This is a genomic window from Sphingomonas sp. CROZ-RG-20F-R02-07 (genome assembly GCF_022662335.1).
Lineage (GTDB): Bacteria > Pseudomonadota > Alphaproteobacteria > Sphingomonadales > Sphingomonadaceae > Sphingomonas.
The window spans coordinates 74,611-99,670 of the sequence record NZ_JAKNQJ010000005.1 but is presented as its reverse complement, the minus strand read 5'-3'; the positions used below and the strand labels follow the sequence as shown (position 1 = coordinate 99,670).

The following is a 25,060-nucleotide window of genomic DNA, read 5'->3' as shown; positions in this document are numbered from 1 at the left end:
CGCATGCTTCGACAAGCTCAGCACGAACGAAGTGAGGAATGGGATCGCCTCACATCATCAAACGCCGGCGAAGCCCCGCAAATCCTGTACGTCGGAGCCAGGACTTCCGCTCCAAGCAGGGCATCTTCGCCTTAGCGTCGTAGCGCGAAACCAACGTCCCCACACCACCAAGGCCGAAGGTTCAGATTGCGCTGACGAGCAGCTTGTCGATCCGCCGCCCGTCGAGATCCACGATCTCGAACCGCCAGCCCTGCTCGACGAAGCTCTCGCCCTCGCCCGGCAGATGGCGGAACACCGCGAGCGCGAGGCCGGCGACGGTCGCATAGTCGCGGTCCTCGGGCAGCTCGATGCCCAGCCGCTCGGCGAGCATGTCCGCCGCCATCGTACCCGCCACCAGCAGCGAGCCGTCGTCGCGCACCACCACCGATGGCGCTTCGTCCGGATCGGTATCGGACACGAACTCGCCCGCGATCGCCGCCAGCAGGTCCGCCGGCGTCACGATCCCCTCGAAATGCCCATATTCGTCGTGGATCAGCGCCATCGGCACGTCCGCCTCGCGCAGCGCGATCAGCGCATCCATCGCGTCGATCTGGTCGATCACCACCGGCGCCTTGCGCATCAGCACGTTGAGGTCGAGCGCCTCGCCGCGGAACAGCGCACCGGCGATGTCGCGCGCCTGCACCACGCCCTTCACCGCATCGATCGATCCCTCCGCCACGGGCAGCCGGGTGTGCGGGGTGGCCAGCAGCTTGTCGCGGATCCGCGCCGCATCCCAGGTGCAGTCGAGCCAGTCGACATCGGTGCGCGGCGTCATCACCTCGCGCACCGGCCGGTCCGCCAGCCGCACCACGCCCGAGATGATCGAGCGCTCATGCTCCTCGATCACGCCCGATTTCGATGCCTCGGCCACGATCAGGTGCAGCTCCTCGGCGGTCACCTGCTCGTCCGATTCGCGCGTCAGGCCGATGATTCGAAAGATCGCGCCGCTGGTGTTGTCGAGCAGCCAGACGAGCGGTGCGGTGAGGATCGCGATCCAGCGCATCACCGGCGCCATCGTCGCCGCGATCGGCTCGGGCGCACGCAACGCGAACTGCTTGGGCACGAGTTCGCCGACGATCAGCGAGGCGAAGGTGGTGAGCCCGATCACCAGAGCGATCCCCATGCTGTGCGCGGTGGAGGGCGCGAGCCCCGCCGCCTCCAGCCGCGCCGCGGTCGGCTCGCCGAGACTCGCGCCCGAATAGGCGCCTGCGATCACGCCGATCAGCGTGATGCCGATCTGCACCGTGGAGAGGAACTTGCCCGGGTCGGAGGCGAGCAGGATCGCCGCCCGCGCGCCCTTGCGACCGGTGCGCGCCATCGCCTCCAGCCGAGCCTTGCGCGCCGAGACGATCGCGAGCTCGCTCATCGAGAACACCCCGTTCAGCGCGACGAGCGCCAGGATGATGAGGATGTCGATCCAGGGGAAGGGGGGAAGCTGAGCCATCGGCGCAGCCCCCTCTTGCCGCACATCGCCGCGCGCCACAACGATTCTGCGTCAGCGCGCGTTCAGTTTCGTTCGGGAAGACGAAACGCCGTCACTCCGGGGAGCCATCCATGATCCGTTCGAAGCCCATCGCCGCCGCCACGCTTGCCGCGTTGCTCGCCACTGGGGCCTGCACCACCGATCCCGAAACGGGCCAGCGCACTCTGTCGAAGACCGGGATCGGCGCGCTGGGCGGGGCGCTCGGCGGTGCGCTGATCGGCGACGTGGTGGGCGGTCGCCACGATCGCGGTGCCGCGCTGCTCGGCGCGGGCATCGGCGGCCTCGCCGGTGCCGGGATCGGCGCCTATATGGACAGCCAAGAGCGTGACCTGCGCGCGCGCACCGCGGGCACCGACGTGCAGGTGATCCGCCGCGGAGACGACCTGCTGCTCAACATCCCGTCGGGAATCACCTTCGCCACGGGCCGCGCCGATGTGGAGCCGCAGTTCCGCCGCACGCTCGACCAGGTGGCCGATACGCTGGCGCACTACAACCAGACCTATGTCGACGTATACGGCCACACCGATTCGGTCGGTGGCGACGCGTTCAACCAGCGCTTGTCGGAACAGCGCGCGACGGCAGTCGCGGATTATCTCGCCGGCCACGGCGTGACGCCCGCGCGGATCGGCACGCGCGGTTACGGCAAGACGATGCCGATCGCCTCCAACGACACCGAGGCGGGCCGCGCGGCGAACCGGCGCGTGGAGATCAAGATCGTGCCCGTCCAGCGCGACGATTCGCGCGGTTGAGCTTCGCCGCGCCGCCCCGTCATCGCCTTTCCCTGAAAAAGGCGCGGAGCAGGTCGGCGGCCTCGCCTTCGGCGATGCCGGCATAGATTTCGGGGCGGTGGTGGCAGGTCGGCTGCGCGAAGATCCGGCCGCCATGCTCCACCGCACCGCCCTTGGGATCGTCCGCCGCATAATAAAGCCGGGCGATCCGGGCGTGCGCGATGGCGCCTGCGCACATCGCGCAGGGCTCCAGCGTCACCCACAGGTCGCAATCCTCCAGCCGGTCGCGGCCGAGCACCGCGGCCGCGGCCCGGATCGCGCGGATCTCGGCATGCGCGGTGGGGTCGCACAGTGTACGCGGCGCGTTCGCCGCGACCGCCACGACGGCACCGCCCTGCATCACCACCGCGCCCACGGGCACCTCGCCCGCCTCGGCCGCCCCGCGTGCGGCATCGAGCGCCAGGCGCATCGCGGGGGGCACGGGGATCACCCCGCCCCCGTGCCCGCGCCGTGCCGATCGGTAAAGCCTATTGCGGCGCCTGCGTGTTGCCGGGCTTCTGCACGTTGATCGTCGGCACCGAGACCGTCTTGTTCTCCGTGCCGACCGACACGCGCGCCACGTCGGCGTGGAAGGTGGGCGCCTGGACGATGCCGGGGCGGGTCTGATCGATGTTGATGATGCCGAAATACATCAATGCGACGACGACCAGAGCGGCGATGCCGACGAGTACGAGCAAGGTGCGCATGTTTTCCCCTTTGGCGAAACCGGTTCGATCGCGTAACAACGCGGGGCCCGCAATGAGGTTGCACGTCCCCCGGGACTCGTGAATCGGTTGACGCCGGGCGCCTCCCGCGTTAGTCGCGCGGCCTTTCGGGGCTCATTCCCAAACTTTAAGGTACAAGCGATGTCGCGCATTTGCGAGCTGACCGGCAAGGGCCGGCAGGTGGGTCACAATGTTTCCCACGCCAACAACAAGACCAAGCGCACCTTCCTGCCCAACCTGCAGAACGTGACGCTGATGTCCGATTCGCTCGAGACGAGCGTCCGCCTGCGCGTGTCGACGCACGGCCTGCGTTCGGTCGAGCATAATGGCGGGCTGGACAATTGGCTGGTGAAGACCGCCGACGACAAGCTGTCGCTGAAGGCACGCCGCCTGAAGCGCGACGTCGTGAAGAAGCTGGCGACCGCCGCCGCCTGATTCGGCCGGATGGACGAACGACCGGGCCCGCCCTTCCACGGAAGGTGCGGGCCGCGGTCGTTTATGCCCCATCGGTTCGCGTGCGCAGGCTGAACCCGCGATAACGGACGCATTCAGCATCGGTTCGATGCGAATCACCCATAAGCCTCCCATCGACGGACGCACGGCATTTCGCCGGGCCCAGCCGAGACGGGAGACGAACGATGTTCAAGACGCTTTCACTCGCCGGTGCCGCCCTCCTCGTGAGCGCGACCGCGCTGGCCCCCGCCGCTGCCGACGCGCAGCGCTATGGCGGCTATGATCGTGGCTATTCTCAGGGCTACGACAATGGCTACGGCCGCGGCGGCTATTCCAATTACAACGGCTATGACGGCTATCGCGACAATGGCCGTGGCAGCTACCGGGGCGACGCGCGTGGCTATGCCCGGTGCAACAACGGCACTGGCGGCACGATTATCGGCGCGATCGCCGGCGGGCTGCTGGGCCGCACCATCGACACGCGCGGCGATCGCACGCTCGGCACGGTGCTCGGCGCCGGCGCCGGCGCGCTGGCGGGCAATGCGATCGGCCGCTCTGGAAATCCCGGATACTGCCGCCGGTGACGGCGCAGTTGCCCTCGCGTAGCGTATCGAGGGTGGAGCCGGCCTTCCCGCAAGGAAGGTCGGCTCCGTTGTTTTTGCCGATGTGCTTCAAATAACGGTGGTTAATCGCGGAACGGGTCAAATCGACCAGGTGTTGTGTGTCGCATGACCGTCATAAATCCCGTCGTCCTCATCGTGGAGGACGAGCCGTTGATCCTGATCCACTCGCGCCTTGCTCTCGAGGATGCGGGCTTCGACGTCATCGTTGCAGGCGATTCGGACGAGGCGCTGGCCGTGATCGGCCGCCGCCCAGACGTCACCACGCTGTTCACCGACGTGAACATTCCCGGTGCGCTCGACGGCCTCGCGCTGGCCGAGGCCGCGCGCCGGCACCATCCCGCCATGGCGATCTTCGTCACATCCGGCATCTACCGGCCGGAGAGCGGCGCCTTGCCTGCCGGCGCGCATTTCCTGCCAAAGCCCTATACCGGCGCGCAGGTCCTGCGCCTGATGCGTGCCGACGCTGGAACCGAAGACGGTGCGGATGGGCACGCCGTCAATACATATGCTGCCCGCCATTGATGCTGAGCGTCGATCCGGTGACGAAGCCGCCCTCCTCCGAACACAGAAACACCACGCCACGCGCGATCTCGTGCGCCTGGCCCAGCCGCCCGACCGGGATGCGCGCCACGATCTTGTCGAGCACGTCGGCCGGCACCGCCGCCACCATGTCGGTATCGATATAGCCGGGCGCGATCGCGTTCACGGTGACCCCGATCTTCGCGCCCTCCTGCGCCAGCGCCTTGGTGAAGCCGTGGATACCCGATTTCGCCGCCGCGTAGTTGACCTGGCCATATTGGCCCGCCTGCCCGTTGATCGAACCGATATTGACGATCCGCCCCCATCGGCGCGCACGCATGCCGGGGAAGGTCGCCTTGGCCATGTTGAAACAGCCGCCCAGATTGGTGTCGATCACCGCCTTCCACGCTTCGTAGCTGAGCTTCATCAGCGTGCCGTCGCGGGTGATACCGGCATTGTTGACGACGATGTCGATCGGGCCCAGCGCCGCCTCCACCTCGGCGCAGCCCTGCTGGCAGGCCGCGTGATCGGCCACGTCCCAGCAAAACGCGCGAATGCCGGTGCGTTCGGTGAAGTCGGCGGCGCGTGCCGCATTGCCGGCATAGGTGGCCGCGACGGCCACCCCCGCATCCTGCAACGCCAGGCAGATAGCCTCGCCGATTCCGCGCGTTCCGCCCGTGACGATCGCCGTGCGTGCCATATCGCTCTCCCGTATCTTGGACGGGAAGTCTAGAATCCGGCGATCCAACCTTCAAGCTCGCGTGCAAGAATGCTGCGCAGCATTTCGATGCCGACGGGGACGTCGTTGAGGCAGGGCAGATAGGCGAAATCAGTGCCGCCGGCGCCGATGAAGCTCTCGCGCCCGCGGATCGAAAGCTCCTCCAAAGTCTCGAGGCAATCCGCCGAGAAGCCGGGCGCGAGGATCGCGACGCGGGTGATGCCACGGCCGGGCAGCGCCTCCAGCGTCGTGTCGGTCGCCGGTGTCAGCCACTTGGCGCGCCCGAAACGCGACTGGAACGCGACGATCAGCTCGCGGCCGCCGAGCGTGTCGGCCAGCGCCTCGCCGAGCAGCCGCGCGGTCTTGCGGCAATGGCAATGATAGGGATCGCCCAGCTCCAGCGTACGCTGCGGCATGCCGTGGAAGCTCGCGACGATCGCCTGCGGTTCGAACGGCAGCGCCGCCAGCCCCGCCTCGACCGACGCCTTGAGCGCGCCGATATAGGCGGCATCGTCGTAATAGGGCGGCAGCGTCCGGATCGCGGGCTGCCAGCGCATCCCGGCCAGATGCGCGAACGCCTTGTCGTTCGCGGTCGCCGTCGTTGCTGCGCAATATTGCGGGTAGAGCGGTGCGAGCAGGATCCGCTCGCAACCCGCCGCCTTCATCGCGGCGAGCCGCTCCGCGATCGACGGATTGCCGTAACGCATCGCCCAATCGACCAGCACCTCCGGCCCGAATGCGCCCTGTAACGCCTGCGACTGGAGCCGGGTGATCGCGGCAAGCGGCGAACCGTCCTCGCGCCACACCAAGCCGTACGCATGCGCGGATTTCTTCGGCCGGGTGTTCAGGATGATCCCGCGCAGGATCGGCTGCCAGGCGATCGCCGGCAGCTCCACCACCCGCCGATCCGACAGGAACTCGCCCAGATAGCGTTTCACCGAACGCGCATCGGGGCCCTCGGGCGTACCCAGGTTCATGAGCAGCACGCCGATTTTCGGCGCGGGGATCGGGGGATGGCCGGCGGGGATCATGGCCCCGGCCTTAGCGGAAGCGTACGGCAGCGATAGCCCGTCGCCGAAAACAACGCGTTGGCGATCGCCGGCGCTACCGCGGGCACGCCCAACTCGCCGACGCCGCCCGGCGCCTCGTCGCTGCGGATCACCTCCACGGTGATGTCGGGCGTGTCGGCCAGCGCGGGGATTTCGATCCGATCGAAGCCGCGCGCATCGGCCAGGTTGGCGGTATAGCCCGTCGTCGCGCCCAGGGCAGCCGCCATGCCGAAGACGAGCCCGCCCTCGATCTGCTGGCGCACCAGATCGGGGTTTACCTGCCGCCCGCAATCGACCGCGGCGACGATCCGGTCGACGCTGATACGCCGGTCCGCGGCGACATGCGCCTCCACCAGCACGGCGATGAAGCTGTCGCGGAACGCATGGCACGCGATTCCCTGCCCGCTGCCGCTCACGCCGCCGTCCCAGCCGCCCAGCGCCGCGACCGTCGACAGGCACCGCGCGAGCCGCGGAGTGCCGCCCAGCATGCCGATGCGGAACGACAGCGGCTCGTTGCCGCCAGCGCGCGCGATCTCGTCGACGAAGGATTCGGTGAAGAAGGCGGTATAACCATGCGCGCCGCCGCGGACATGGCCGGTGGGCACGCCGATCGCGGCGGGGTGATGGTCCACCGCCAGATCGGGAATGCGATAGGGCGGCACCGCCCCCGCGACGGCATAGGCATCGCCGCGGTGAAGCGCGAGCGCCGCCTCGGTCGCTACCCCCGGCACCAGGCGGCGTGCCAGTTCGTGGCCGGTGGCGGGCGCCGCGATCCGCGCGCTCCAGCCGAGGATCGCGCCGTTGGCCGCGATCCGCGCGGTCATCGCCGCCCGCGCGGGCGGCCGCACCCGGTCGTGCAGCGCATCCTCGCCGCGCGACCAGACGAGGCAGACGGGCCGCCGCAGCTTGACCGCCAGCACCGCGACCTGCGCCACCGCATCATTTTCCAGGTTCGCCCCGAACGATCCGCCGATCGGCATCGGATGGACGATCACCCGGTCGACGCTCATTCCGGCGGCGGCGGCGGCCACGTCGCGTGCGCGCGCGGGCATCTGGGTCGGCAGCCAGAGTTCGAGCTGACCGTCGGCCAGTTGCGCGGTCGCGCTGCGCGTCTCGATCGCGGCATGAAGGCCGGGCGCCACGCGGTAATCCGCCTGCAGCCGCCGCGCGCCCGCGAACGCGCCTTCGGGATCGCCGGCCTTGGCGACGCGGTACCCCGGTGCCGCCAGCGCTTGCGTCAGCGCGTGGTCGATCGACGCATCGTCGATCCGCGGCGGCGGCGTTTCGAACACCGGCGCCAGTGCGTCCAGCGCCGCTTGCGCCGCCCACCAGGTCGTGGCCGCCGCGGCGATCCAGCGTGGGTTCTCGATCACCGCCACCACGCCGCGCACCCGGTTCGCCGCATCGTGGTCGGCGCTCACCAGCCGGCCGGCGCCGATCGGCGCCTGGCGGATCGCGGCGTGGACCATGTCCGCCAGCCGCACGTCGCCCGCAAAATTGGCCGATCCGTCCGCCTTGGCCGGCGCGTCGATCCGCGGCACGCTGCGCCCCATCAGCGAACCCGCGCCCTGCACGCCGATCGCGACACGCGCGGGCAGTGTGCCGCGCGCGGCGTCGGCGGCGAGCTCGGCAAAGCGGAGGCGCCGGCCGCCATGGACGACGAAGCCGGCCTGCGTCGAGCAGGCGTGCCAGTCCGCATCCCAGCGCGCCGCCGCCGCCATGCACAGCAACGTCCGCGCCGCCGCCCCCGCGCGCCGGCACGGCTCTTCGAACTGGCGCACGCTGCTGGAGCCGCCGGTGAGCATCGGCGGCGGCGCGAGCCGCGCGGGCACCGCATCGAGCATCCCCTCGAACAGCGCGCTCAGGCCCAGCGGATTGGCGTAGAGGGGATTGAGCGGCGCGGGCTCCACGCCCACCGTCCGCCAGTCCGCGCCGAGCTCGTCCGCGACGATCTGCGCGATGGCGGTATAGGCGCCCTGGCCATGCTCGGCCTGCGGCACGGCGACGCTCACATGGCCGTCGGTACCGATCTTCAGCCACGCGCCGAACCCAGTCTCGCCGGGCGCCGTGACGAGGTTCGCCGCGTAACGACGCGGCCAGAACGCCCAGGCCACCACCAGACCCACGCCTGCGCCGCCGCCGACCAGCAGCTCGCGCCTGTTCACCATCGCCGCCCGTCCGTCATGGCGACCGCCCTATCCGGCGGGCGTCGCCGCCGCCAGCGCGCGATAGGTGGCGCGGATGCTCACCTTGTCGATCTTCTCGGTGCCGAGCCGGGGCAGCGGCGCGTGCGAGATCCAGATCCGCGCGGGCACCTTGAAGGCGGCGATATGCTCGTGGAGGAACGCCTGCAGCGTGCCTGCGTCGAGCACAGCGCCGTCGCGGGGCACGACGACCGCGCCCGGCACCTCGCCGAAGCGTTCGTCGGCCAGCGCGAAGACCGCGCATTCGGCAACCTGCGGATGCCCGTAGAACGCCGCCTCCACCTCCTGGCAGCTGATGTTTTCGCCGCCGCGGATGATGATGTCCTTGCTGCGATCGACGATGAAGACATAGCCGTCCTCGTCCAGATAGCCGATATCGCCGGTGCGGAAATATCCGTCCGCGGTGATCGCCTTCGCGGTCGCCTCGGGCCGGCCCCAATATTCGCGGAAATTGCAGATCGATCGGATGCCGATCTCACCGCGCTCGCCCTGCGGCACGGGGGCGCCCGCCTCGTCCAGGATGGCGATCTCGACCAGCGGCGCGCTCGCCCGGCCGGTGGAATTGGGCTTGGCGAGATAGTTGCTCCGCCAATTGCCCGCGCCCACCGCGTTCGTCTCGGTGAGGCCGTAACCGATCAGCGGTGCGCCGCCGCCCATCTCGGCATCGATCCGGCGGACGTGATCCACCGGGCGCGGCGCGCCGCCCGCGGCGAAGTCGGTGACGCTCGACAGATCGTAATCGCCCCGCCGCGGGTGGGTGAGCATCTCGAAGCTCATCAGCGGCACGCCGACGAAATAGCTGATCGATTCGCGCTCGATCAGCCGCATCGCCGTCTCGGCATCCCATTTGGGCATGATGACGAGCTTGCGGCCCATCGCGAAGCTCTGGAGAAACACCGGCACCTCGGCGGTGACGTGGAACAGCGGCACCGTCAGCAGCGTCGAGGGCTGGCCGGCCGGCGGACGGCCGTCTTCGGTGGCGATGCCCATGATCGTCAGCGCCTGGCCGAGAAAGCTGTACACCGCCTGCAGGATCGCGCGGTGATCGGACAGCGCGCCCTTCGACTGGCCGGTCGACCCCGAAGTGAACAGGATCGTGGCGGGATCGTCGCTGTCGATCGCGGGAATCGCGCCCTCCGCCCCGCCGCGGGCCACGATCGCGGCCATCGCCTCGGCGAGCGGCAGCGTATCGTCCACCACCACCATGCCCGTCGCCGCATCGGAAATCGCGGCCAGCCGCTTGGCGCGCGGCGGATCGGCGAAGATCAGCACCGGGCCCACCTCGCGGATCGCAGCCTCCATCTCCTCGGCCTGCCACCAGCCGTTCAGCAGCGTGGCGATCCCGCCCGCCATCACGATGCCCATATAGAGCACGATCCACGACGGCGAATTGCGCATCGCGATGCCAACCCGATCGCCGCGCGCGATGCCGAACCCGCCCGCGAGCGCCCGCGCCACGCCTTGCGCCTGCGCATACACTTCGGCGAACGTCAGCCGCTCCTCGCCCGAGACGAGAAAGGTCGCCGCGGCATGTTCGGCGGCATAATGCGCGAAATATTGGGGGAGCGTCTGCGGCACCGCCGCGAACAGCGGCAGATGGTGGCCGAACCGCGCGATCTCGCCCAGCCGCAGCGGACCGCCCTCGCCCGTCAGCGCCGCGATTCCGGCATCCAGTCGCAGGTCCAGTTGGCTCGGCATCATTCTCTCCGCTTGGTCTTGTCGCCTCGTCCCCTTATGCAGGCGCGAACGCAGAGGGAAAAGCCTTGATCCTGCCACTTCTCGCCTCCGCTTCGGGGCCCATCCGGTTCGACGACCTGGGATTGCATCCCGACGTCTTCTCGATCGGCTTCTTCACGCTGCGCTGGTATTCGATCGCCTATATCGCCGGCATCGTCGTCGGCTGGTGGTATCTGCTGAAGCTGCTGGCTCAGCCGGGCGCGCCGATGGCGCGGCGTCACGCCGACGATCTGGTCTTCTACGCCACGCTCGGGATCATCCTGGGCGGGCGGATCGGCTATGTGATCTTCTACGCGCCCGAGATGATCCTGCACCCGGTGCGGATCCTGCGCCTGTGGGACGGCGGCATGTCGTTCCATGGCGGGGTGATCGGCACCTCGATTGGGATCATCCTGTTCGCGCGCAAGCACGGGCTCAACTGGCTGCGCATCCACGATTACATCGCCTGCTGCGTGCCCTTCGGCCTGGGCTTCGGGCGGATCGCGAACTTCGTGAACGGCGAACTCTGGGGCAAGCCGACCAACGCCGCCTGGGGCATCGTCTTCGATCACACCGTGCCGTTCGGCATGATCGAGCCCGCGCGGCATCCGAGCCAGCTCTACGAAGCGGGGCTGGAGGGCGTCGTGCTGTTCGCGCTGCTGTGGTTGGCCTTCTGGCGGACGAAGGCGCGCTACGATCCGGGCAAGCTCGTCGGGCTGTTCCTGATCGGTTATGGCCTCGCGCGCTTCACGGTCGAATTCTTCCGCGAGCCCGACCAGCAGCTGCGCGCCTTCGCCGAGGCGACGGGGCTCCACATGGGCCAGTGGCTGTGCGTGCCGATGCTGATCGGTGGCGCCTATCTGGTCGCCACCGCCGCCGGCCGCCGCCACCGCATCGAGCCGATCGCGGGTAGCGAGAGCGTCGCCTGACCACCTCCCCCATCGCTGGCACGACCGTGACCGACACCGCCCTTCCCGAACGCCTGGCCCGCGCGATCGCGCTCGCGGGGCCGATGTCGGTCGCGCAATATATGGCAGCGGCGAACGCGCATTATTACGCCACACGCGATCCGCTCGGCGCGGGCGGCGACTTCACCACCGCGCCGGAGATCAGCCAGATGTTCGGCGAACTGATCGGCCTGTGGTGCGCCGACCTGTGGGACCGCGCGGGCCGCCCGGATGTCGCCTGGGTCGAGCTGGGCCCCGGCCGCGGCACGCTCGCCGCCGATGCGCTGCGCGCCATGGCGAAGGCGGGGCTCGCGCCGCCGGTGCATTTCGTCGAGACGAGCCCCGTGCTGCGCGAGGCCCAGGCGATGCGCGTGCCGGAGGCGCAGTGGCATGATTCGATCGACACGCTGCCGGCCCATCGCGCGCTGATCGTCGTGGCCAACGAGTTCTTCGACGCGCTTCCTATCCGCCAGCTCGTCAAGCGGCAGGGCTGGCACGAGCGGCTGGTCGCCGCGCAAGACACGCTGTTCCTGCCGATCGCAGGCAAGCCGCTGCCCGACGCCGTGATCCCCGAGGCGCTGCGCGACGCCGCGCCGGGGTCGATCATCGAGACCTCGCCCACTTCGGTCGCGGTCATGCGCGGGCTCGCCGGGCGGATCGCACGCGGCGGCGGCGCGCTGCTCGCGATCGATTACGGCTATGAGGGGCCCGCGATCGGCGACACGCTGCAGGCGGTGCGTGGCCATGCGCATGCCAATCCGTTCGCGTCGCCGGGCGAACAGGATCTCACCGCGCATGTCGATTTCGCCACGCTCTCCGCCGCGGCGCAGGGCGCGGGCGCGGTGGCCTGGGGGCCGATCGCGCAGCGCGACCTGCTGGGTGGCCTCGGCATCGACCAGCGCACGGCCACACTCGCCCGCGGCGCGCCCGAACGGGCCGAAGCGCTGCTGGCGGACCGCGCCCGGCTGATGGAGGCGATGGGCGATCTGTTCCGCGCGCTCGCGGTCACCGCGCCTGGGTGGCCCGTGCCGGCAACCTTCGCATGATCGCCTGTCGCGACGCCGTTCCCGCCGATGCCGCGTGCCTCGCCGATCTCAGCACGCGCGCCTTCACCGAGACATTCGGGCATCTCTATAGCCCCGAGAACCTCGCCGCCTTCCTCGAGAAGCTGAGCGTAGCGCGCTGGGCCGACGAACTGGCCGACCCGGCGCTGCGCGTGCGGCTGGCGGAGGATGACGGCATCGCCGCCGGCTTCGCCAAGATCGGGCCGCCGTCGCTACCCTTCACAACGCGGGGCCCGTCGGCCGAGCTGCGCCAGCTCTACGTCCTCACGCCATGGCAGGGTGCCGGCGTGGCGTATCAGTTGATGGACTGGGCGATCGACGCCACCCGGTCGCTTGGCGCCGCCGATCTTTATCTGTCGGTCTTCGTCGACAATGCGCGCGCGCGGCGCTTCTACCAGCGCTATGGCTTCGAGCGGGTCGGCACCTATGATTTCATGGTGGGCACGCACCGCGACGAGGATGATGTGATGAGGCTCGCGTTATGACCGACCCGATCCGCGCGCGTGCACTGGGGGCTTTGCCGCACGGCTTTTTCGGCCGGCGCGGCGGCGTCTCGACGGGTGCCTATGCCAGCCTGAATGTCGGCATCGGCTCGGACGACGATCCCCAGGCGGTGGCGCAGAACCGGCTGATCGCCACCCGCGCGGTGCGGCCGGGCGCCGCTCTCGTCACGCCCTATCAGGTCCATTCGGCGGATGCGGTCACGATCCTGGTGCCGCCCGCCGATGGCCACCGCCCGCAGGGCGATGCGCTGGTGACCGATCGGTCGGGCCTCGCGCTGGGCATCCTGACCGCGGACTGCGCGCCGGTGCTGCTGGCCGATGCGCAGGCGGGCGTGGTCGCCGCCGCCCATGCCGGGTGGAAGGGCGCGATCGGCGGGATCACCGACACGACGATCCTGGCGATGGAGGCGATCGGCGCCGATCGCGGCCGGATCGTCGCCGCGATCGGCCCCTGCATCGCACGCGCCTCCTACGAGGTCGATGCCGCGTTTCTGCGCCGCTTCGCCGCGGACGATCCCGAAAACGAGCGTTTCTTCGCCGATGGCCGCCGCGCCGACCATTACCAGTTCGATCTCGAGGCCTATGTCGCGCACCGGCTGGCCGGGGCGGGGGTCGGCCGGATCGAGGCGCTGGGGATCGACACCTATGCCGATGCGGACGGCTTCTTCAGCTATCGGCGCGCCACGCACCACGGCGAAGGCGACAATGGCCGCCAGATCGCGATCATCGCGGTGGAATAGTTTCGCCCGACACCATCTCCGGGCCTATGCGTTCTGCAACCGAGGAGAATGGCGATGCCCGAATTCGACGAGACCGAAGCCGACCTGACCGGCGTTGCGCCGCGAATCGCGCCCAAGCCGACGGTCGAGCAAATCGGCGGCCGCAAGCTGAAGCCCTCCACGCTGATGATGGGCCACGGCTATGATCCGATGCTGTCGGAAGGGTCGCTGAAGCCGCCGATCTTCCTCACCTCCACCTTCGTCTTCCCCAATGCCGCGGCGGGCAAGCGCCATTTCGAGGGCGTGACCGGCAAGCGCCCGGGCGGCGCGGAGGGGCTGGTCTATTCGCGCTTCAACGGCCCGAACCAGGAAATCCTGGAGGATCGCCTGGGCGTCTGGGAAGAGGCGGAGGATGCGCTCGCCTTTTCGAGCGGCATGTCGGCGATCGCCACGCTGTTCCTGGCGATGGTGAAGCCGGGCGACACGATCGTCCATTCGGGCCCGCTCTATGCCGCCACCGAAACGCTGATCGGCCGTATCCTAGGCAAGTTCGGCGTGAAATGGCTCGATTTCCCCGCCGGCGCCACGCGCGAGGAGATCGACGCGGTGCTGGGCGAGGCGGCCAGAGGCCATGTCGCGCTGATTTATCTGGAAAGCCCGGCGAATCCCACCAACGCGCTGGTCGACGTGGAGGCGGTCGCCGCCAGCCGCGACGCGATCTTCGGTGACGAGAAGCCGCCGATCGCGATCGACAACACGTTTCTCGGGCCGCTATGGCACCAGCCGCTGAAGCACGGCGCCGATATCGTGGTCTACAGCCTGACCAAATATGCCGGCGGGCACAGCGACCTGGTGGCGGGCGGCGTGCTGGGGTCGAAGGCGCATATCGACGTGATCCGATCGATGCGCAACACGATCGGCACGATCACCGATCCCAACACCGCATGGATGCTGCTCCGCAGCCTCGAGACGCTCGAGCTGCGGATGAGCCGCGCCGGCGAGAATGCGGTGAAGGTCTGCGCCTTCCTGCGCGACCATCCCAAGGTGGAGCGCGTCGGCTATCTGGGTTTCCTGGCGGACACGCCGGGCATGGAGCGGCAGGCCGATATCTATCGGCGCCACTGCACCGGTGCCGGCTCCACCTTCTCGCTCCTCGTCAAGGGCGGCGAGACCGAAGCCTTCGCGTTTCTCGACGCACTCAAGATCGCCAAGCTCGCGGTCAGCCTGGGGGGCACCGAGACGCTGGCCAGCCACCCCGCCGCGATGACTCATCTGTCGGTGCCCGAGGCGCGCAAACAGGCGCTCGGCATCACCGACAATCTGGTGCGCATCTCGATCGGCGTCGAGGATGCCGATGATCTGATCGCGGACTTCGACCAAGCGCTGGCGGCGGTGTAGGCTCGCGCCCTTGCCTCGATGCTGCATCGCGGCGATGATGCGGGCATGACCATGCCCGACTTCATCGCCGGCCTGCCCAAGGCCGAACTTCATCTCCATATCGAGGGAAGCCTCGAGCCCGAGCTGATGTTCGCGCTGGCACGACGCAACGGCGTGGACATTCCGTTCGCCGATGTCGAGGCGGTGCGCGCCGCCTACAGCTTCTCGCGGCTGCAGGATTTTCTCGACATTTATTACAAGGGCGCGGACGTGCTGCGCGAGGAGCGCGACTTCCACGATCTCGCAATCGCCTATTTCGATCGCGCCGTGGCGGACGGCGTGGTCCATACCGAGATCATGTTCGATCCGCAGACCCACACCGCGCGCGGGATCGCGTTCGACACGGTGATCCGCGGCCTGCTCTCGGGCATGGCGGAGGCGGAGGCGCGCCACGGGCTCACCTCGGCGCTGATCCTGTGCTTCCTGCGCCATCTCGACGAGGCGGATGCGTTCGCGACGCTGGAGATGGCGAAGCCCTGGCTGGACCGCATCGCCGCAGTGGGCCTCGATTCCTCCGAGCTCGGCCATCCCCCCGCCAAGTTCGCGCGCGTCTTCGCCGCCGCCGCCGCGCTCGGCCTGCGCCGCGTGGCGCATGCCGGCGAGGAGGGACCACCGGAATATGTCCACGAAGCGCTCGACCTGCTGCACATCGATCGGCTCGACCATGGCAATCGCAGCCTGGAGGATCCCGTGCTCGTGGCCCGCCTCGCACGCGAGGGGATGACGCTGACCGTGTGCCCGCTGTCCAACCTGAAGCTCTGCGTGGTCGACACGATGGATGCGCATCCGATCGACCGGATGCTGCGCGAGGGGCTGCGCGCGACGATCAATTCGGACGATCCCGCCTATTTCGGCGGCTATATCGCCGACAATTACCGTGCGGCCGCCGACGCGCGCGGGCTCGACCGGCGCGATCTCGCGACGCTCGCGCGCAACAGCTTCCTTGGCAGCTTTCTGCCCGACGCGGCGGTGGCAAAGCACCTCGCCGCGCTCGACGCCTATGTCGCCGCCGCCTGATGCCGGTCTTCACGCACGTCCCGCAGGACGAGTTCGTCGCCAGCGTGAAGACGCTGGCCGCGGCCCTCGCCGCCGATCCGGCATGGACGCCCGATTTCCTGATCGGCGTCGGCCGCGGCGGGCTGGTGCCCGCGGTGTTCCTCAGCCATGCGAGCGGCCTGCCGATGCTGTCGGTCGATTATTCGAGCCAGGTGGAAGAATTTGCCGAAGCCCCGCTCGCTAGGCTTGCCGATCGCACCCGCGCGGGCGCGCGGCTGTTGTTCCTCGACGACATCAACGATTCGGGGCGGACCATCGCCCGGCTCCGCGCGGCGCTCGCCGCCGGGGATGCGGCGCCGGGCGCGGTGCGCTTCGCGGTGCTGATCGACAATCGCAGCTCGACCGAAGGCGTCGACTACCGCGCGCGGACGATCGACCGCGCCGTCACCAAGGACTGGTTCGTCTTTCCCTGGGAGGCGGTGGCGCCGCAGGCCGCGCTCGACGGCGATGCCGCCGCGGTGCCCGAACGCATCGCCTGACCGCCGGCAGCGCGCGTCAGCCGTCGCTGGCGCGCTCGATATCGGCGCCCACCGCGGACAGCTTCTCCTCCAGCCGTTCATAGCCGCGATCGAGGTGATAGACGCGACTGACCTGCGTCTCGCCCTCGGCCGCGAGCCCCGCCAGGATCAGGCTCATCGACGCACGCAGATCGGTCGCCATTACCGGGGCGCCGGTCAGCGTCGGCACGCCGCGCACTACCGCGGTGCGCCCGCTGACATGGATGTCGGCGCCCATCCGCGCGAGTTCGGGCACGTGCATGTAGCGGTTCTCGAAGATCGTCTCGGTCAGCACGCTGGCGCCGTCCGCCTTGCACAGCATCGCCATGAACTGCGCCTGCATGTCGGTCGCGAAGCCCGGATAGGGCGCGGTCGACAGCGTCAGGGGCCTTAGCGGCCCGTCCGCGGAGACGCGCAGGCCGTCGTTCAGCGGCTCGACCGACACGCCCGCCTCGACCAGCGCGGTGATCGTCGCGCCCATGTCCTCGGCCGCCACGCCGATCAGGTCGAGGCTGCCGCCGGTGATCGCGGCGGCACAGGCATAGCTGCCCGCCTCGATCCGGTCGGGCATCACGCGGTAGGTGGCGCCGTGCAGCCGATCCACGCCCTCGATCTCCAGCGTCTCGGTGCCGATGCCCGCGATCCGCGCGCCCATGGCGACGAGGCAGTTGCACAGATCGACGATCTCGGGCTCGCGCGCGGCATTCTCGATCCGGCTCGATCCGCGCGCCGTCACCGCCGCCATCACCACATTCTCGGTCGCGCCGACCGACACCACGGGAAAGCTGTAGCGCCCGCCCGCAAGACGCCCGCCGGGCGCGGTCGCCTTGACGTAACCCGCCGCCAGCTCGATCTGCGCGCCGATCGCCTCCAGCGCCTTCAGGTGCAGGTCGATGGGGCGATTGCCGATCGCGCAGCCGCCGGGCAGCGACACCGTCGCCTCGCCCGCGCGCGCCAGGATCGGCCCCAGCACCAGGATCGACGCGCGCATCTTGCGCACGATGTCGTAGGGCGCCTCGGTCGAGGTGAGCCGCCCGGTGCGGATCGTCATCACCCGGCCGAAATCCTCGGGCCGCGAACCCTCGATCTTGGTCGAGGCGCCGAGCTGGTTGAGCAGATGCCCGAACCCGTCGACATCGGCCAGCCGCGGCAGGTTGCGCAACGTCATCGGTTCGTCGGTAAGCAGCGCGCAGGGCATCAGCGTGAGCGCGGCGTTCTTCGCGCCGGAGATCGGCAGGCGGCCATTCAGGCGGTTGCCGCCACGGATGAGGATACGGTCCATCACCCCCGTCTATCGCGCCCTGCCGATCGTGCAAGCCGCGCCGCACCCGGCCGGCGCTTGATATATTTTAATGCGCGGGCTTCGGCGCTTTGCTTTCAGCCGGGTACATGGGGGGAACATCTGAGTGCCCGAACGTTACTTCGCCGAGCGGCTTGGCGATCTTATCGAACTCACGCCGGACGAACGCGTCGCGATCGACCAGCTGACCGAACGCGAGCGCATGGTGCGCCGCGGGCAGATTCTTCTGCGCGAACACGACCCGGTCACCGAGCTGTTCGTACTGAAAAGCGGCATGATGATGAGCTATGTGCTGCTCCACGACGGCAGCCGGCAGATCCTGCGTTTTCTGTTCCCCGGCGACCTGCTCGCGCTGTCGGCGCTCCCCTATCGCCAGTCGCCCGAGACGCTGACCGCGCTCACCGATTGCACCGTGTGCCCCTTCGAGCGCGCCGCCTTCACGCGTGTGCTCGGCGAGCATCCCCGGCTCGCCACTGCGGTGATCGTGCTGAACCAGATCGAGCGCGTCGCCCTCACCGACCGGCTGGCAGGCCTGGGGCGGACGTCGGCCAAGGCCCGCATCGCCGCGCTGCTGCTCGAGATCCGCGATCGCCTCGCCCGCACCAACCGCGCGATCGGCAAGACCTTCGTGCTGGGGCTGACTCAGGAGGAGATCGGCGACGCGACGGGGCTCACCTCGGTCCATGTCAACCGCATGCTGCGCGAACTGGAAGACGAGGGGCTGATCGCACGCGACGGCGGCCGGGTCACGCTGCTCGACGAACGAACGCTCGCGCGCGCCGCGCATTATGCCGATCGCACCACCAAGCGCGATTTCGGCTGGCTGGCCGCCGATACCTGACCGATCCGCGGGGGCGCCGCGCCGTTACGCCTTTTCCAGCGTGCATTGCAGCGGATGCTGATTCTGCCGGGCGAAATCCATCACCTGGCCCACCTTGGTCTCGGCGACTTCGTAGCTGAAGACGCCGCAGACCCCCACGCCCTTCTGGTGGACGTGGAGCATCACGCGCGTGGCGGCTTCCATGTCCATCCGGAAGAAGCGCTGGAGGCACAGCACGACGAATTCCATCGGGGTGTAATCGTCGTTGAGCATCAGGACGCGGTAGGGCGTCGGCTGCTTGGTCCGGCTGCGCGTCTTGGTCGCGATCCCGATCCCGGTGCCGTCGTCCTGATCGTCGCGGCGTTCGGCCATATGAATGATTGGGGCTTGCATGATATGCCCTGAAATATGGCACGCCCCGCCCTCAGGGCAAGGGCCGATGACGTGGAAAAGGGCGGCCGTCCGTTCCGACGACCGCCCTTTTCCGACGTCCAGGCAATCGGCGCTCAGGCGGCGATCTTCATCTTCTCGGCGGCGAGCGCGACGCGGTTCGAAATCGGCTGCGCGACCTCGCCGGCCAGCTTCAGCATCGTCTCGGTGTTCTTCGACGTCTCGGCGACCATCGAGTCGAACATCTGGCGCATGAAATCGCTCTGGAGCTTCAGGAACTCGGTCGGCGACTTCACGCTGGCCATGGTCCGCGCAGCGGCGGCGACGCCCTCGAACGACTTGCGGCCGTAATCCGCGGCGTCCTGGCCGATCGTCTCGAAACCGCGCGCCGCGATCTTCGACGATTCGACGATCGCCTCGACATTGCCCTTGCCGAAGGCGTTCAGCTCTTCGATCATCTTCGCGCCCTTTTCCATTGCGCCCTTGGCACGATCGTTCAGATCGCCGAACACGGCCTGGGCCTTGTCCTGAACGTCGGCGGTGGTGTCGGCGGCGGCGGTGAACGTGCTGCTGTCCATGATGCTATCCTCGTGCGTGGGGGCCGCGGGGATCGCGGCAGCTGTGGTTTCGGTCTGGGAAACGGGCAACGCCCTGGGCTTGGCCCGGCTCCGCTTGGGATTGGCGAAGGGCACGCCGCTGTCGACGGGGCCCGCATGCGCGATCGTCTCGACGATCGCCGCCTGGGCGGCGTCGGCATCAGCCTCGGGGGTGATCGGCGTCTCGGCGTTCACGGTCCTGCTCCAATCCTCTGCTGCAGTGCACAATAAACGTTCGGCGATTTGGTTGCAAGCCGTTTATGTTGCAGCGCACCATTTTCTCACCGCATCCGAACATAGTCGCCGGGCGCGTCGGCGAGCGGCGGATAGGCGCCCTCTCCCGGGATCCGCGCACCGTCCGCCGCGACGCTGTCCGCGCCGTGGCCGCGCAGCCAGGCGAGCCAGTGCGGCCACCAGCTCCCCTTCGTCTCGGTCGCGCCCGCCAGGAATTCACCGACCGTCCCGGTGCGATCCGGGTTGGTCCAAAATTGGTATTTGCCCGCGGCGGGCGGGTTCACGACGCCTGCGATATGGCCCGATCCCGCGAGCACGAACGTGACCGGCCCCGACAGGGCATGGGTCAGCTTGAACACGCTGGCGGCAGGCGCGATGTGATCCTCGCGCCCCGCCTGGACATAGGCGGGCGTCGTCACGCGCCGCAGATCGATCGCCACCCCGCCCACCGACAGCGCGTCCGGCTCGATCAGCCGGTTGTCGCGGTAGAGATCGGCGAGATAGCTGCGGTGCCAGGTGCCCGGCAGATTGGTGGTGTCGCCGTTCCAGTGGAGCAGGTCGAAGGCCGCATAGTCGTTGCCGAGCAGATAATTGTTGGTGACGTAGTTCCAGATCAGATCCTGGCCGCGGAGCGCGTTGAACGTCATCGCCATGAACCGCCCGTCGAGGAACCCGTCGGGCGACAATTGCTCGGTCAGCGCGATCAGCGCATCGTCCACCAGCAGTTTCAGCTCGCCGGCCTCGGAGAAATCGACTTGCGCGGTGAAGAAGGTGGCGCTCGCCACCCGGTCGGCTTCGCCGCACGCCGCCTGCACCGCGAGCGTGGCGGCAAGGGTGGTGCCCGCCACGCAATAGCCGATGGCATGGACCGCGGGCACCGCCAGCAGCGCGCGCACCGCATCGATCGCCCCGCGCTGCGCCGCGACATAATCGTCCCAGGCGACATCGGCCATGCTCGCATCCGCCGATTTCCACGAGACCATGAAGACGGAGAGCCCCTCGCCCACCGCCCAGCGGATGAAACTTTTCTCGGGCGTCAGATCGAGGATGTAGAATCGGTTGATCCAGGGCGGAAAGATCACGAGCGGGATCGCCAGCACCGAGGGCGTCGTCGGTGCGTAATGGATGAGCTCGTAGAGCGGTGTGCGCAGGATCACCTTGCCGGGCGTGGTGGCCAGGTTGCGACCCAGCTCGAACGCGCCGGGGGCGACGTGCGTCATCTGTCCGCGCGACAGGTCGCCGAGCAGATTGGCGAGCCCCTTCAGCAGATTCTCGCCGCCGGTCTCGATCGTCTTCGCGATCACTTCGGGGTTGGTCGCGGCGAAGTTGCTCGGGCTCATCGCATCGATCCAGCCGCGCACCCCAAAGCGCAGCCGATCGCGCTGCGCCGGATCGATCCCCTCCAGCGCATCGATGCTGGCGAACACCTGTTCCGCGATCAGGCCATAGCTGCGGCGGATGGTCGCGAAGAGCGGATCGTCGCGCCACGCATCCGCCTTGAAGCGCCGGTCGCGCTCGGGTGCCGCCGGTGTCGCGGATGCCGGCTCGGCGGGGAGCAGCATGCGCTGCCACAGCGTGATTCCCTCGATCCAGCCGTCGCGCAGGCGTTCCAGCGTGGCGGGATCGGTGAAGCCCGGGATCCCCGGCAGGCCGGCGGGCACCGCGAACCGCTCTTGCAGCATCCGCTGCGCATCGCCGATCACGGCGGCCCAATGGCGCGGATCGGCCGGGTTCGGCGGTTCGGGCGCATCGACCATGGGCATCCTCTCGCGTTGGATTCGCAGTCTAGCGACAAGAACGCGCGACGTCATGCGTCGGCCGCAGCGACGGCACGAGACGCCCCCTCCGCCTTTCGCGCCCGCACCGGCTGGGTTAGGAAGCCCATTCACGAAAGGCCCATCCATGTCCGACGACGAGTTCTACCGCATCAAGCGCCTGCCCCCCTATGTCATCGCCGAGGTGAACGGCATGCGGGCGGCGGCGCGCGCGGGCGGCGAGGACATCATCGATCTGGGCATGGGCAATCCCGATCTGCCGCCGCCGCCGCACGTGATCGAAAAGCTGATCGAGGTGGCGAGCAAGCCCGACGCGCACGGCTATTCGCAATCGAAGGGCATTCCGGGCCTGCGCCGCGCCCAGGCCAATTATTACGGTCGCCGCTTCGGCGTGGACATCGATCCCGAGACCGAGGTCGTCGTCACCATGGGTTCGAAGGAAGGGCTGGCGAGCCTCGCCACCGCGATCACCGCACCGGGCGACGTGGTGCTGGCGCCCAACCCCAGCTATCCCATTCACACCTTCGGCTTCATCATCGCCGGCGCCACGATCCGCGCGGTGCCGACGACGCCCGACGACGCCTATTTCGCAAGCCTGGAGCGCGCGATGGCGTTCACCGTGCCGCGCCCCAGCGTGTTGGTGGTCAACTATCCGTCCAACCCCACCGCCGAGACGGTCGATCTCGCCTTCTACGAACGGCTCGTCGCCTGGGCGCGCGAGAACCAGGTGTGGATCGTCTCCGACCTCGCCTATTCCGAACTGTATTTCGACGGCAAGCCGACCGTGTCGATCCTGCAGGTGAAGGACGCCAAGGACGTCGCGATCGAATTCACCTCGCTCAGCAAGACCTATTCGATGGCCGGCTGGCGGATGGGCTTCGCGGTCGGCAACAAGAAGCTGATCGCGGCGATGACGCGGGTGAAATCCTATCTCGATTACGGCGCGTTCACCCCGATCCAGGCAGCGGCCTGCGCCGCGCTCAACGGCCCGCAGGACATCGTCGAGAAGAACCGCCAGCTCTATCACAAGCGCCGCGACGTGCTGGTCGAGAGCTTCGCGCGCGCCGGCTGGGACATTCCCTCGCCCGCGGCGTCGATGTTCGCCTGGGCGCCGCTGCCGCCGGCGCTCGCGCACCTAGGCAGCCTTGAGTTCTCCAAACAATTACTCACCCGCGCACACGTCGCGGTCGCGCCGGGCGTCGGCTATGGCGAGAACGGCGAAGGCTTCGTAAGGATCGCGATGGTGGAGAACGAACAACGGCTGCGGCAGGCCGCGCGCAACGTGCGCCGCTATCTCGCCAGCATGGGCGTCAACACGCCTACGCAGACGCCGGGCTGAGCGTCCTGCACATCAATCCCTATTATTCGATCGCCGGCGTCGTCGTCGGGCTGCTCGTCGGGCTGACGGGCGTCGGCGGCGGATCGCTGATGACGCCGCTGCTCGTGCTGGTGTTCGGCTTCCACCCGGCGACTGCGGTCGGCACCGATCTTCTCTATGCGTCGGCCACCAAGACGGTGGGCACGACGGTGCATGGCTGGCGCGGCACGGTCGACTGGCGCGTCGTGCGGCGGCTCGCCACCGGCAGCATCCCGGCGACGCTCGTCACCTTGCTCCTGCTCGGCCATGCGGGCGAGCGGTCGGCGGCGGTCGACCACGTCATCACGGTGGTGCTCGGCACCACCCTGGTCGTCACCGCGATCGCCACCCTGTTCCGCGCGCGTCTGGTCGGATGGCTGACGCCGCGCATCGGTACGGTGGAAGGGCCGAACCGCGCCGCGCTCACCATCCTGCTCGGCGCGCTGCTGGGCGTGCTGGTGTCGCTCACCTCGGTCGGCGCGGGCGCATTGGGGATGACGGCGCTGCTCGTGCTCTATCCGCAATTGCCGATCAACCGGCTGGTGGGATCCGACATCGCCCATGCGGTGCCCCTGACGCTCGTCGCCGGGCTCGGTCATTGGGCCCTCGGCGCGGTCGATCTCGCGCTGCTCGGATCGCTGCTGACGGGATCGATCCCGGGTATCGTCGCGGGCAGCCTGCTGGCCTCGCGCGTGCCCGATCGCGTGCTCGGGCCGATCCTCGCGGCGACTCTCGCGGTGGTGGGCGCCAAGCTGCTGCTCTGAATGAAGACGGCGCTTGAGAGGGATGGCGTTATCTCGCTCCGTTCGTGCCGGGCCTGCCCAAGCACGTTTTCCGCAGGCGAGCCTTCGCAATGCGGGACAGGCTCAAACGGCGCTGTGTGACTACACCCGCACCGCGCCCGCCGCGCGGACGTCCGCGATGGTCGGATAGCCGTTCACCGCCATCAGCAGATCCGCCTCCGCCAGCAGGCAGCGCAGCACATGCGCGCAGCCCGCCGCGCCGTCGAGCGCAAGGCCATAGGCATAGGGCCGCCCCACCCCGACGGCCCGCGCGCCCATCGCCAGCGCCTTCACGATATCGGTGCCCGATCGCACGCCCGAATCGAACAGCACGGGCACGTCGCCCGCCGCCTCGACCACGGCGGGCAGCAGGTCGATCGCAGCGATCCCGCCATTTGCCTGGCGCCCGCCATGGTTGGAGCAATAGATCCCGTCCGCGCCCTCGCCCACCGCGCGGCGGGCATCGTCGCGATGGCAGATCCCCTTCAGGACGATCGGCAGCGTGGTCAGCGAGCGCAGCCACGGCATGTCAGCCCAGGTGAGCACCTTGCCGAAGGTCTGCGCCCACGCCTGGATCGCGGCGGCGGGGTCCTGCTCGGGCGGCTTGGCAAGCCGGGCGCGAAAGACCGGGTCGGTGAAATAATTGCGCAGCACCGCGCCGCGCAATTGCGGGAAGTTCGCGACGTTCAGGTCGCGTGGCCGCCAGCCCGTCACCCAGGTGTCGAGCGTCACCACGATGCCCTTGTACCCCGCCGCCTCCGCGCGCGACACGAGGCTGGCGGCGAGGTCCTTGTCCTTGGGGGTGTAGAGCTGGAACAGGCCGGGCGTGTCGCCGCATGCCGCGGCCACGTCCTCGAGCGGATCGTTGGAGAGCGTGGAGGCGATCAGCGGCACCCCCGTCTCGGCGGCGGCGCGCGCGGCGGCCAGGTCGCCATGCCCGTCCTGCGTGCAGATCCCGATCACCCCCACCGGCGCCATGAACAAGGGCGACGGCAGCGCCATGCCGAACAGATCGACCGACAGATCGCGCCGCGTCGCGTCCACCATCATCCGCGGCACCATGCCCCAATGGCCGAACGCGTCCGCGTTGCGGCGCTGCGTTTGTTCGTCGCCGCAGCCGCCCTGGACATAGGTGAGCACCTGGGGCGGCATCGCCGCGGTGGCGCGCGCCTCCAGCAGCGCGAAATCGACGGGCACGCGCGGCACGATGCCGGCAAGCCCCGCGCCGTAGATCGCGTTCTGGTAGTCACCATAATGGGGCATGATCCGGATCCTCTGCGCCCCGTC

Annotated in this window: 26 protein-coding genes; 14 read left to right on the top strand and 12 right to left on the bottom strand. The window is 68.9% G+C overall.

The genetic code is table 11. From position 1 onward, the window contains the following. Positions 1-181 precede the first annotated feature (181 nt). Entirely contained in the window at positions 182-1,483 is a 1,302-nt protein-coding gene (locus L8H00_RS09925; RefSeq protein WP_242097146.1) for a hemolysin family protein, read from the bottom strand. A gap of 110 nt (positions 1,484-1,593) precedes the next feature. On the opposite strand from L8H00_RS09925, the gene L8H00_RS09920 reads away from it, so the two are divergent. Then, positions 1,594-2,271, top strand: coding sequence for an OmpA family protein (locus L8H00_RS09920; RefSeq protein WP_242097145.1), 678 nt, complete (start codon positions 1,594-1,596; stop codon positions 2,269-2,271). Positions 2,272-2,290: 19 nt separating this feature from the next. Here L8H00_RS09920 and L8H00_RS09915 read toward each other — a convergent pair whose 3' ends face one another. Together L8H00_RS09915 and L8H00_RS09910 are read right to left on the bottom strand one after the other, a co-directional pair. Beyond that, complete coding sequence (locus L8H00_RS09915; RefSeq protein WP_242097267.1) at positions 2,291-2,719, bottom strand: nucleoside deaminase; 429 nt, start codon at positions 2,717-2,719, stop codon at positions 2,291-2,293. 58 nt (positions 2,720-2,777) lie between these two features. Next, positions 2,778-2,996 carry a hypothetical protein gene (locus tag L8H00_RS09910; RefSeq protein WP_242097144.1) on the bottom strand — a complete coding sequence of 73 codons (219 nt, stop codon included), beginning with the start codon at positions 2,994-2,996 and terminating at the stop codon, positions 2,778-2,780. 159 nt (positions 2,997-3,155) lie between these two features. Here L8H00_RS09910 and rpmB point away from each other — a divergent pair, with 159 nt between their 5' ends. The 3 genes from rpmB to L8H00_RS09895 all read left to right on the top strand — a co-directional run bounded on the left by rpmB (position 3,156) and on the right by L8H00_RS09895 (position 4,612). Then, the gene (gene rpmB / locus L8H00_RS09905) at positions 3,156-3,449 is read left to right on the top strand and encodes a 50S ribosomal protein L28 (protein WP_242097143.1); all 294 of its coding nucleotides are present in this window, start codon (positions 3,156-3,158) and stop codon (positions 3,447-3,449) included. A 203-nt stretch (positions 3,450-3,652) separates the two neighbouring features. Further along, entirely contained in the window at positions 3,653-4,051 is a 399-nt protein-coding gene (locus L8H00_RS09900) for a glycine zipper 2TM domain-containing protein (protein WP_242097142.1), read from the top strand. 144 nt (positions 4,052-4,195) lie between these two features. After that, entirely contained in the window at positions 4,196-4,612 is a 417-nt protein-coding gene (locus L8H00_RS09895) for a response regulator (protein WP_242097141.1), read from the top strand. Here L8H00_RS09895 and phbB read toward each other — a convergent pair. The 4 genes from phbB to L8H00_RS09875 are packed head-to-tail and all read right to left on the bottom strand — an operon-like array spanning position 4,587 to position 10,278. Continuing rightward, a complete protein-coding gene (gene phbB, locus L8H00_RS09890) occupies positions 4,587-5,309 on the bottom strand; it encodes an acetoacetyl-CoA reductase (RefSeq protein ID WP_242097140.1) in 723 nt (240 codons plus the stop codon). The two genes, L8H00_RS09895 and phbB, sit on opposite strands and share 26 nt — an antisense overlap. 29 nt (positions 5,310-5,338) lie before the next feature. After that, complete coding sequence (gene hemH, locus L8H00_RS09885; RefSeq protein ID WP_242097139.1) at positions 5,339-6,358, bottom strand: ferrochelatase; 1,020 nt, start codon at positions 6,356-6,358, stop codon at positions 5,339-5,341. Continuing rightward, on the bottom strand, positions 6,355-8,544 hold the full coding sequence (locus L8H00_RS09880) for a molybdopterin cofactor-binding domain-containing protein (RefSeq protein WP_242097138.1): 2,190 nt from the start codon (positions 8,542-8,544) through the stop codon (positions 6,355-6,357). The genes hemH and L8H00_RS09880 overlap by 4 nt, the downstream gene beginning before the upstream one ends. Positions 8,545-8,571: 27 nt before the next feature. After that, positions 8,572-10,278, bottom strand: a complete 1,707-nt coding sequence (locus tag L8H00_RS09875; protein ID WP_242097137.1) for a class I adenylate-forming enzyme family protein — start codon at positions 10,276-10,278, stop codon at positions 8,572-8,574. Positions 10,279-10,343: 65 nt separating this feature from the next. Here L8H00_RS09875 and lgt point away from each other — a divergent pair, with 65 nt between their 5' ends. From lgt to L8H00_RS09840, 7 genes are all read left to right on the top strand, one after another. Continuing rightward, a complete protein-coding gene (lgt, locus tag L8H00_RS09870) occupies positions 10,344-11,225 on the top strand; it encodes a prolipoprotein diacylglyceryl transferase (RefSeq protein WP_242097136.1) in 882 nt (293 codons plus the stop codon). Positions 11,226-11,308: 83 nt separating this feature from the next. Further along, positions 11,309-12,289: an SAM-dependent methyltransferase gene (locus L8H00_RS09865; RefSeq protein ID WP_242097266.1), complete on the top strand. Its 981-nt coding sequence runs from the start codon at positions 11,309-11,311 to the stop codon at positions 12,287-12,289. Next, a complete protein-coding gene (locus L8H00_RS09860) occupies positions 12,286-12,792 on the top strand; it encodes a GNAT family N-acetyltransferase (RefSeq protein ID WP_242097135.1) in 507 nt (168 codons plus the stop codon). Before L8H00_RS09865 ends, L8H00_RS09860 begins: the two co-directional genes overlap by 4 nt. After that, positions 12,789-13,550, top strand: coding sequence for a peptidoglycan editing factor PgeF (gene pgeF / locus L8H00_RS09855; protein WP_242097134.1), 762 nt, complete (start codon positions 12,789-12,791; stop codon positions 13,548-13,550). The genes L8H00_RS09860 and pgeF overlap by 4 nt, the downstream gene beginning before the upstream one ends. Before the next feature lie 54 nt (positions 13,551-13,604). Next, positions 13,605-14,927 carry a cystathionine gamma-synthase family protein gene (locus L8H00_RS09850; RefSeq protein WP_242097133.1) on the top strand — a complete coding sequence of 441 codons (1,323 nt, stop codon included), beginning with the start codon at positions 13,605-13,607 and terminating at the stop codon, positions 14,925-14,927. A gap of 45 nt (positions 14,928-14,972) precedes the next feature. Further along, entirely contained in the window at positions 14,973-15,983 is a 1,011-nt protein-coding gene (locus L8H00_RS09845; RefSeq protein WP_242097132.1) for an adenosine deaminase, read from the top strand. Then, the gene (locus tag L8H00_RS09840; RefSeq protein ID WP_242097131.1) at positions 15,983-16,501 is read left to right on the top strand and encodes a phosphoribosyltransferase family protein; all 519 of its coding nucleotides are present in this window, start codon (positions 15,983-15,985) and stop codon (positions 16,499-16,501) included. The genes L8H00_RS09845 and L8H00_RS09840 overlap by 1 nt, the downstream gene beginning before the upstream one ends. Positions 16,502-16,517: 16 nt before the next feature. Here the strand turns inward: L8H00_RS09840 and murA are convergent, their stop codons facing one another. After that, complete coding sequence (gene murA / locus L8H00_RS09835) at positions 16,518-17,801, bottom strand: UDP-N-acetylglucosamine 1-carboxyvinyltransferase (protein ID WP_242097130.1); 1,284 nt, start codon at positions 17,799-17,801, stop codon at positions 16,518-16,520. Positions 17,802-17,925: 124 nt separating this feature from the next. Here murA and L8H00_RS09830 point away from each other — a divergent pair, with 124 nt between their 5' ends. Next, a complete protein-coding gene (locus L8H00_RS09830) occupies positions 17,926-18,660 on the top strand; it encodes a Crp/Fnr family transcriptional regulator (protein ID WP_242097129.1) in 735 nt (244 codons plus the stop codon). Between the two features lie 24 nt (positions 18,661-18,684). Here the strand turns inward: L8H00_RS09830 and clpS are convergent, their stop codons facing one another. The 3 genes from clpS to L8H00_RS09815 all read right to left on the bottom strand — a co-directional run bounded on the left by clpS (position 18,685) and on the right by L8H00_RS09815 (position 21,616). Further along, positions 18,685-19,011 (bottom strand): ATP-dependent Clp protease adapter ClpS, encoded by a 327-nt coding sequence (gene clpS, locus L8H00_RS09825; protein WP_242097265.1) that lies wholly within the window; start codon positions 19,009-19,011, stop codon positions 18,685-18,687. Between the two features lie 134 nt (positions 19,012-19,145). Then, positions 19,146-19,820, bottom strand: a complete 675-nt coding sequence (locus tag L8H00_RS18975; RefSeq protein ID WP_242097128.1) for a phasin family protein — start codon at positions 19,818-19,820, stop codon at positions 19,146-19,148. Between the two features lie 86 nt (positions 19,821-19,906). Continuing rightward, the gene (locus L8H00_RS09815) at positions 19,907-21,616 is read right to left on the bottom strand and encodes an alpha/beta fold hydrolase (RefSeq protein WP_242097264.1); all 1,710 of its coding nucleotides are present in this window, start codon (positions 21,614-21,616) and stop codon (positions 19,907-19,909) included. Between the two features lie 145 nt (positions 21,617-21,761). Here L8H00_RS09815 and L8H00_RS09810 point away from each other — a divergent pair, with 145 nt between their 5' ends. Both L8H00_RS09810 and L8H00_RS09805 read left to right on the top strand, forming a co-directional pair. Beyond that, entirely contained in the window at positions 21,762-22,973 is a 1,212-nt protein-coding gene (locus L8H00_RS09810; protein WP_242097127.1) for an LL-diaminopimelate aminotransferase, read from the top strand. Positions 22,974-22,978: 5 nt separating this feature from the next. After that, positions 22,979-23,755 carry a sulfite exporter TauE/SafE family protein gene (locus tag L8H00_RS09805; RefSeq protein WP_242097263.1) on the top strand — a complete coding sequence of 259 codons (777 nt, stop codon included), beginning with the start codon at positions 22,979-22,981 and terminating at the stop codon, positions 23,753-23,755. Between the two features lie 120 nt (positions 23,756-23,875). On the opposite strand, the gene L8H00_RS09800 is transcribed toward L8H00_RS09805, so the two are convergent. Next, on the bottom strand, positions 23,876-25,036 hold the full coding sequence (locus tag L8H00_RS09800) for an alpha-hydroxy-acid oxidizing protein (RefSeq protein ID WP_242097126.1): 1,161 nt from the start codon (positions 25,034-25,036) through the stop codon (positions 23,876-23,878). Positions 25,037-25,060: the final 24 nt, after the last annotated feature.

What these genes read in the sequence shown, in the direction of transcription:
- L8H00_RS09910 (WP_242097144.1), bottom strand. Translation starts at nt 2,996, where the DNA reads ATGCGCACCTTGCTCGTACTCGTCGGCATCGCCGCTCTGGTCGTCGTC.
- L8H00_RS09860 (WP_242097135.1), top strand. Translation starts at nt 12,286, where the DNA reads ATGATCGCCTGTCGCGACGCCGTTCCCGCCGATGCCGCGTGCCTCGCC.
- phbB (WP_242097140.1), bottom strand. Translation starts at nt 5,309, where the DNA reads ATGGCACGCACGGCGATCGTCACGGGCGGAACGCGCGGAATCGGCGAG.
- L8H00_RS09920 (WP_242097145.1), top strand. Translation starts at nt 1,594, where the DNA reads ATGATCCGTTCGAAGCCCATCGCCGCCGCCACGCTTGCCGCGTTGCTC.
- L8H00_RS09850 (WP_242097133.1), top strand. Translation starts at nt 13,605, where the DNA reads ATGCCCGAATTCGACGAGACCGAAGCCGACCTGACCGGCGTTGCGCCG.
- pgeF (WP_242097134.1), top strand. Translation starts at nt 12,789, where the DNA reads ATGACCGACCCGATCCGCGCGCGTGCACTGGGGGCTTTGCCGCACGGC.
- hemH (WP_242097139.1), bottom strand. Translation starts at nt 6,358, where the DNA reads ATGATCCCCGCCGGCCATCCCCCGATCCCCGCGCCGAAAATCGGCGTG.
- L8H00_RS09915 (WP_242097267.1), bottom strand. Translation starts at nt 2,719, where the DNA reads ATGCGCCTGGCGCTCGATGCCGCACGCGGGGCGGCCGAGGCGGGCGAG.
- L8H00_RS09865 (WP_242097266.1), top strand. Translation starts at nt 11,309, where the DNA reads ATGTCGGTCGCGCAATATATGGCAGCGGCGAACGCGCATTATTACGCC.
- L8H00_RS09895 (WP_242097141.1), top strand. Translation starts at nt 4,196, where the DNA reads ATGACCGTCATAAATCCCGTCGTCCTCATCGTGGAGGACGAGCCGTTG.
- clpS (WP_242097265.1), bottom strand. Translation starts at nt 19,011, where the DNA reads ATGGCCGAACGCCGCGACGATCAGGACGACGGCACCGGGATCGGGATC.
- L8H00_RS09900 (WP_242097142.1), top strand. Translation starts at nt 3,653, where the DNA reads ATGTTCAAGACGCTTTCACTCGCCGGTGCCGCCCTCCTCGTGAGCGCG.
- L8H00_RS09800 (WP_242097126.1), bottom strand. Translation starts at nt 25,036, where the DNA reads ATGCCCCATTATGGTGACTACCAGAACGCGATCTACGGCGCGGGGCTT.
- L8H00_RS09845 (WP_242097132.1), top strand. Translation starts at nt 14,973, where the DNA reads ATGACCATGCCCGACTTCATCGCCGGCCTGCCCAAGGCCGAACTTCAT.
- murA (WP_242097130.1), bottom strand. Translation starts at nt 17,801, where the DNA reads ATGGACCGTATCCTCATCCGTGGCGGCAACCGCCTGAATGGCCGCCTG.
- L8H00_RS09880 (WP_242097138.1), bottom strand. Translation starts at nt 8,544, where the DNA reads ATGGTGAACAGGCGCGAGCTGCTGGTCGGCGGCGGCGCAGGCGTGGGT.
- rpmB (WP_242097143.1), top strand. Translation starts at nt 3,156, where the DNA reads ATGTCGCGCATTTGCGAGCTGACCGGCAAGGGCCGGCAGGTGGGTCAC.
- L8H00_RS09810 (WP_242097127.1), top strand. Translation starts at nt 21,762, where the DNA reads ATGTCCGACGACGAGTTCTACCGCATCAAGCGCCTGCCCCCCTATGTC.
- L8H00_RS09815 (WP_242097264.1), bottom strand. Translation starts at nt 21,616, where the DNA reads ATGGTCGATGCGCCCGAACCGCCGAACCCGGCCGATCCGCGCCATTGG.
- L8H00_RS09875 (WP_242097137.1), bottom strand. Translation starts at nt 10,278, where the DNA reads ATGCCGAGCCAACTGGACCTGCGACTGGATGCCGGAATCGCGGCGCTG.
- L8H00_RS09840 (WP_242097131.1), top strand. Translation starts at nt 15,983, where the DNA reads ATGCCGGTCTTCACGCACGTCCCGCAGGACGAGTTCGTCGCCAGCGTG.
- L8H00_RS09925 (WP_242097146.1), bottom strand. Translation starts at nt 1,483, where the DNA reads ATGGCTCAGCTTCCCCCCTTCCCCTGGATCGACATCCTCATCATCCTG.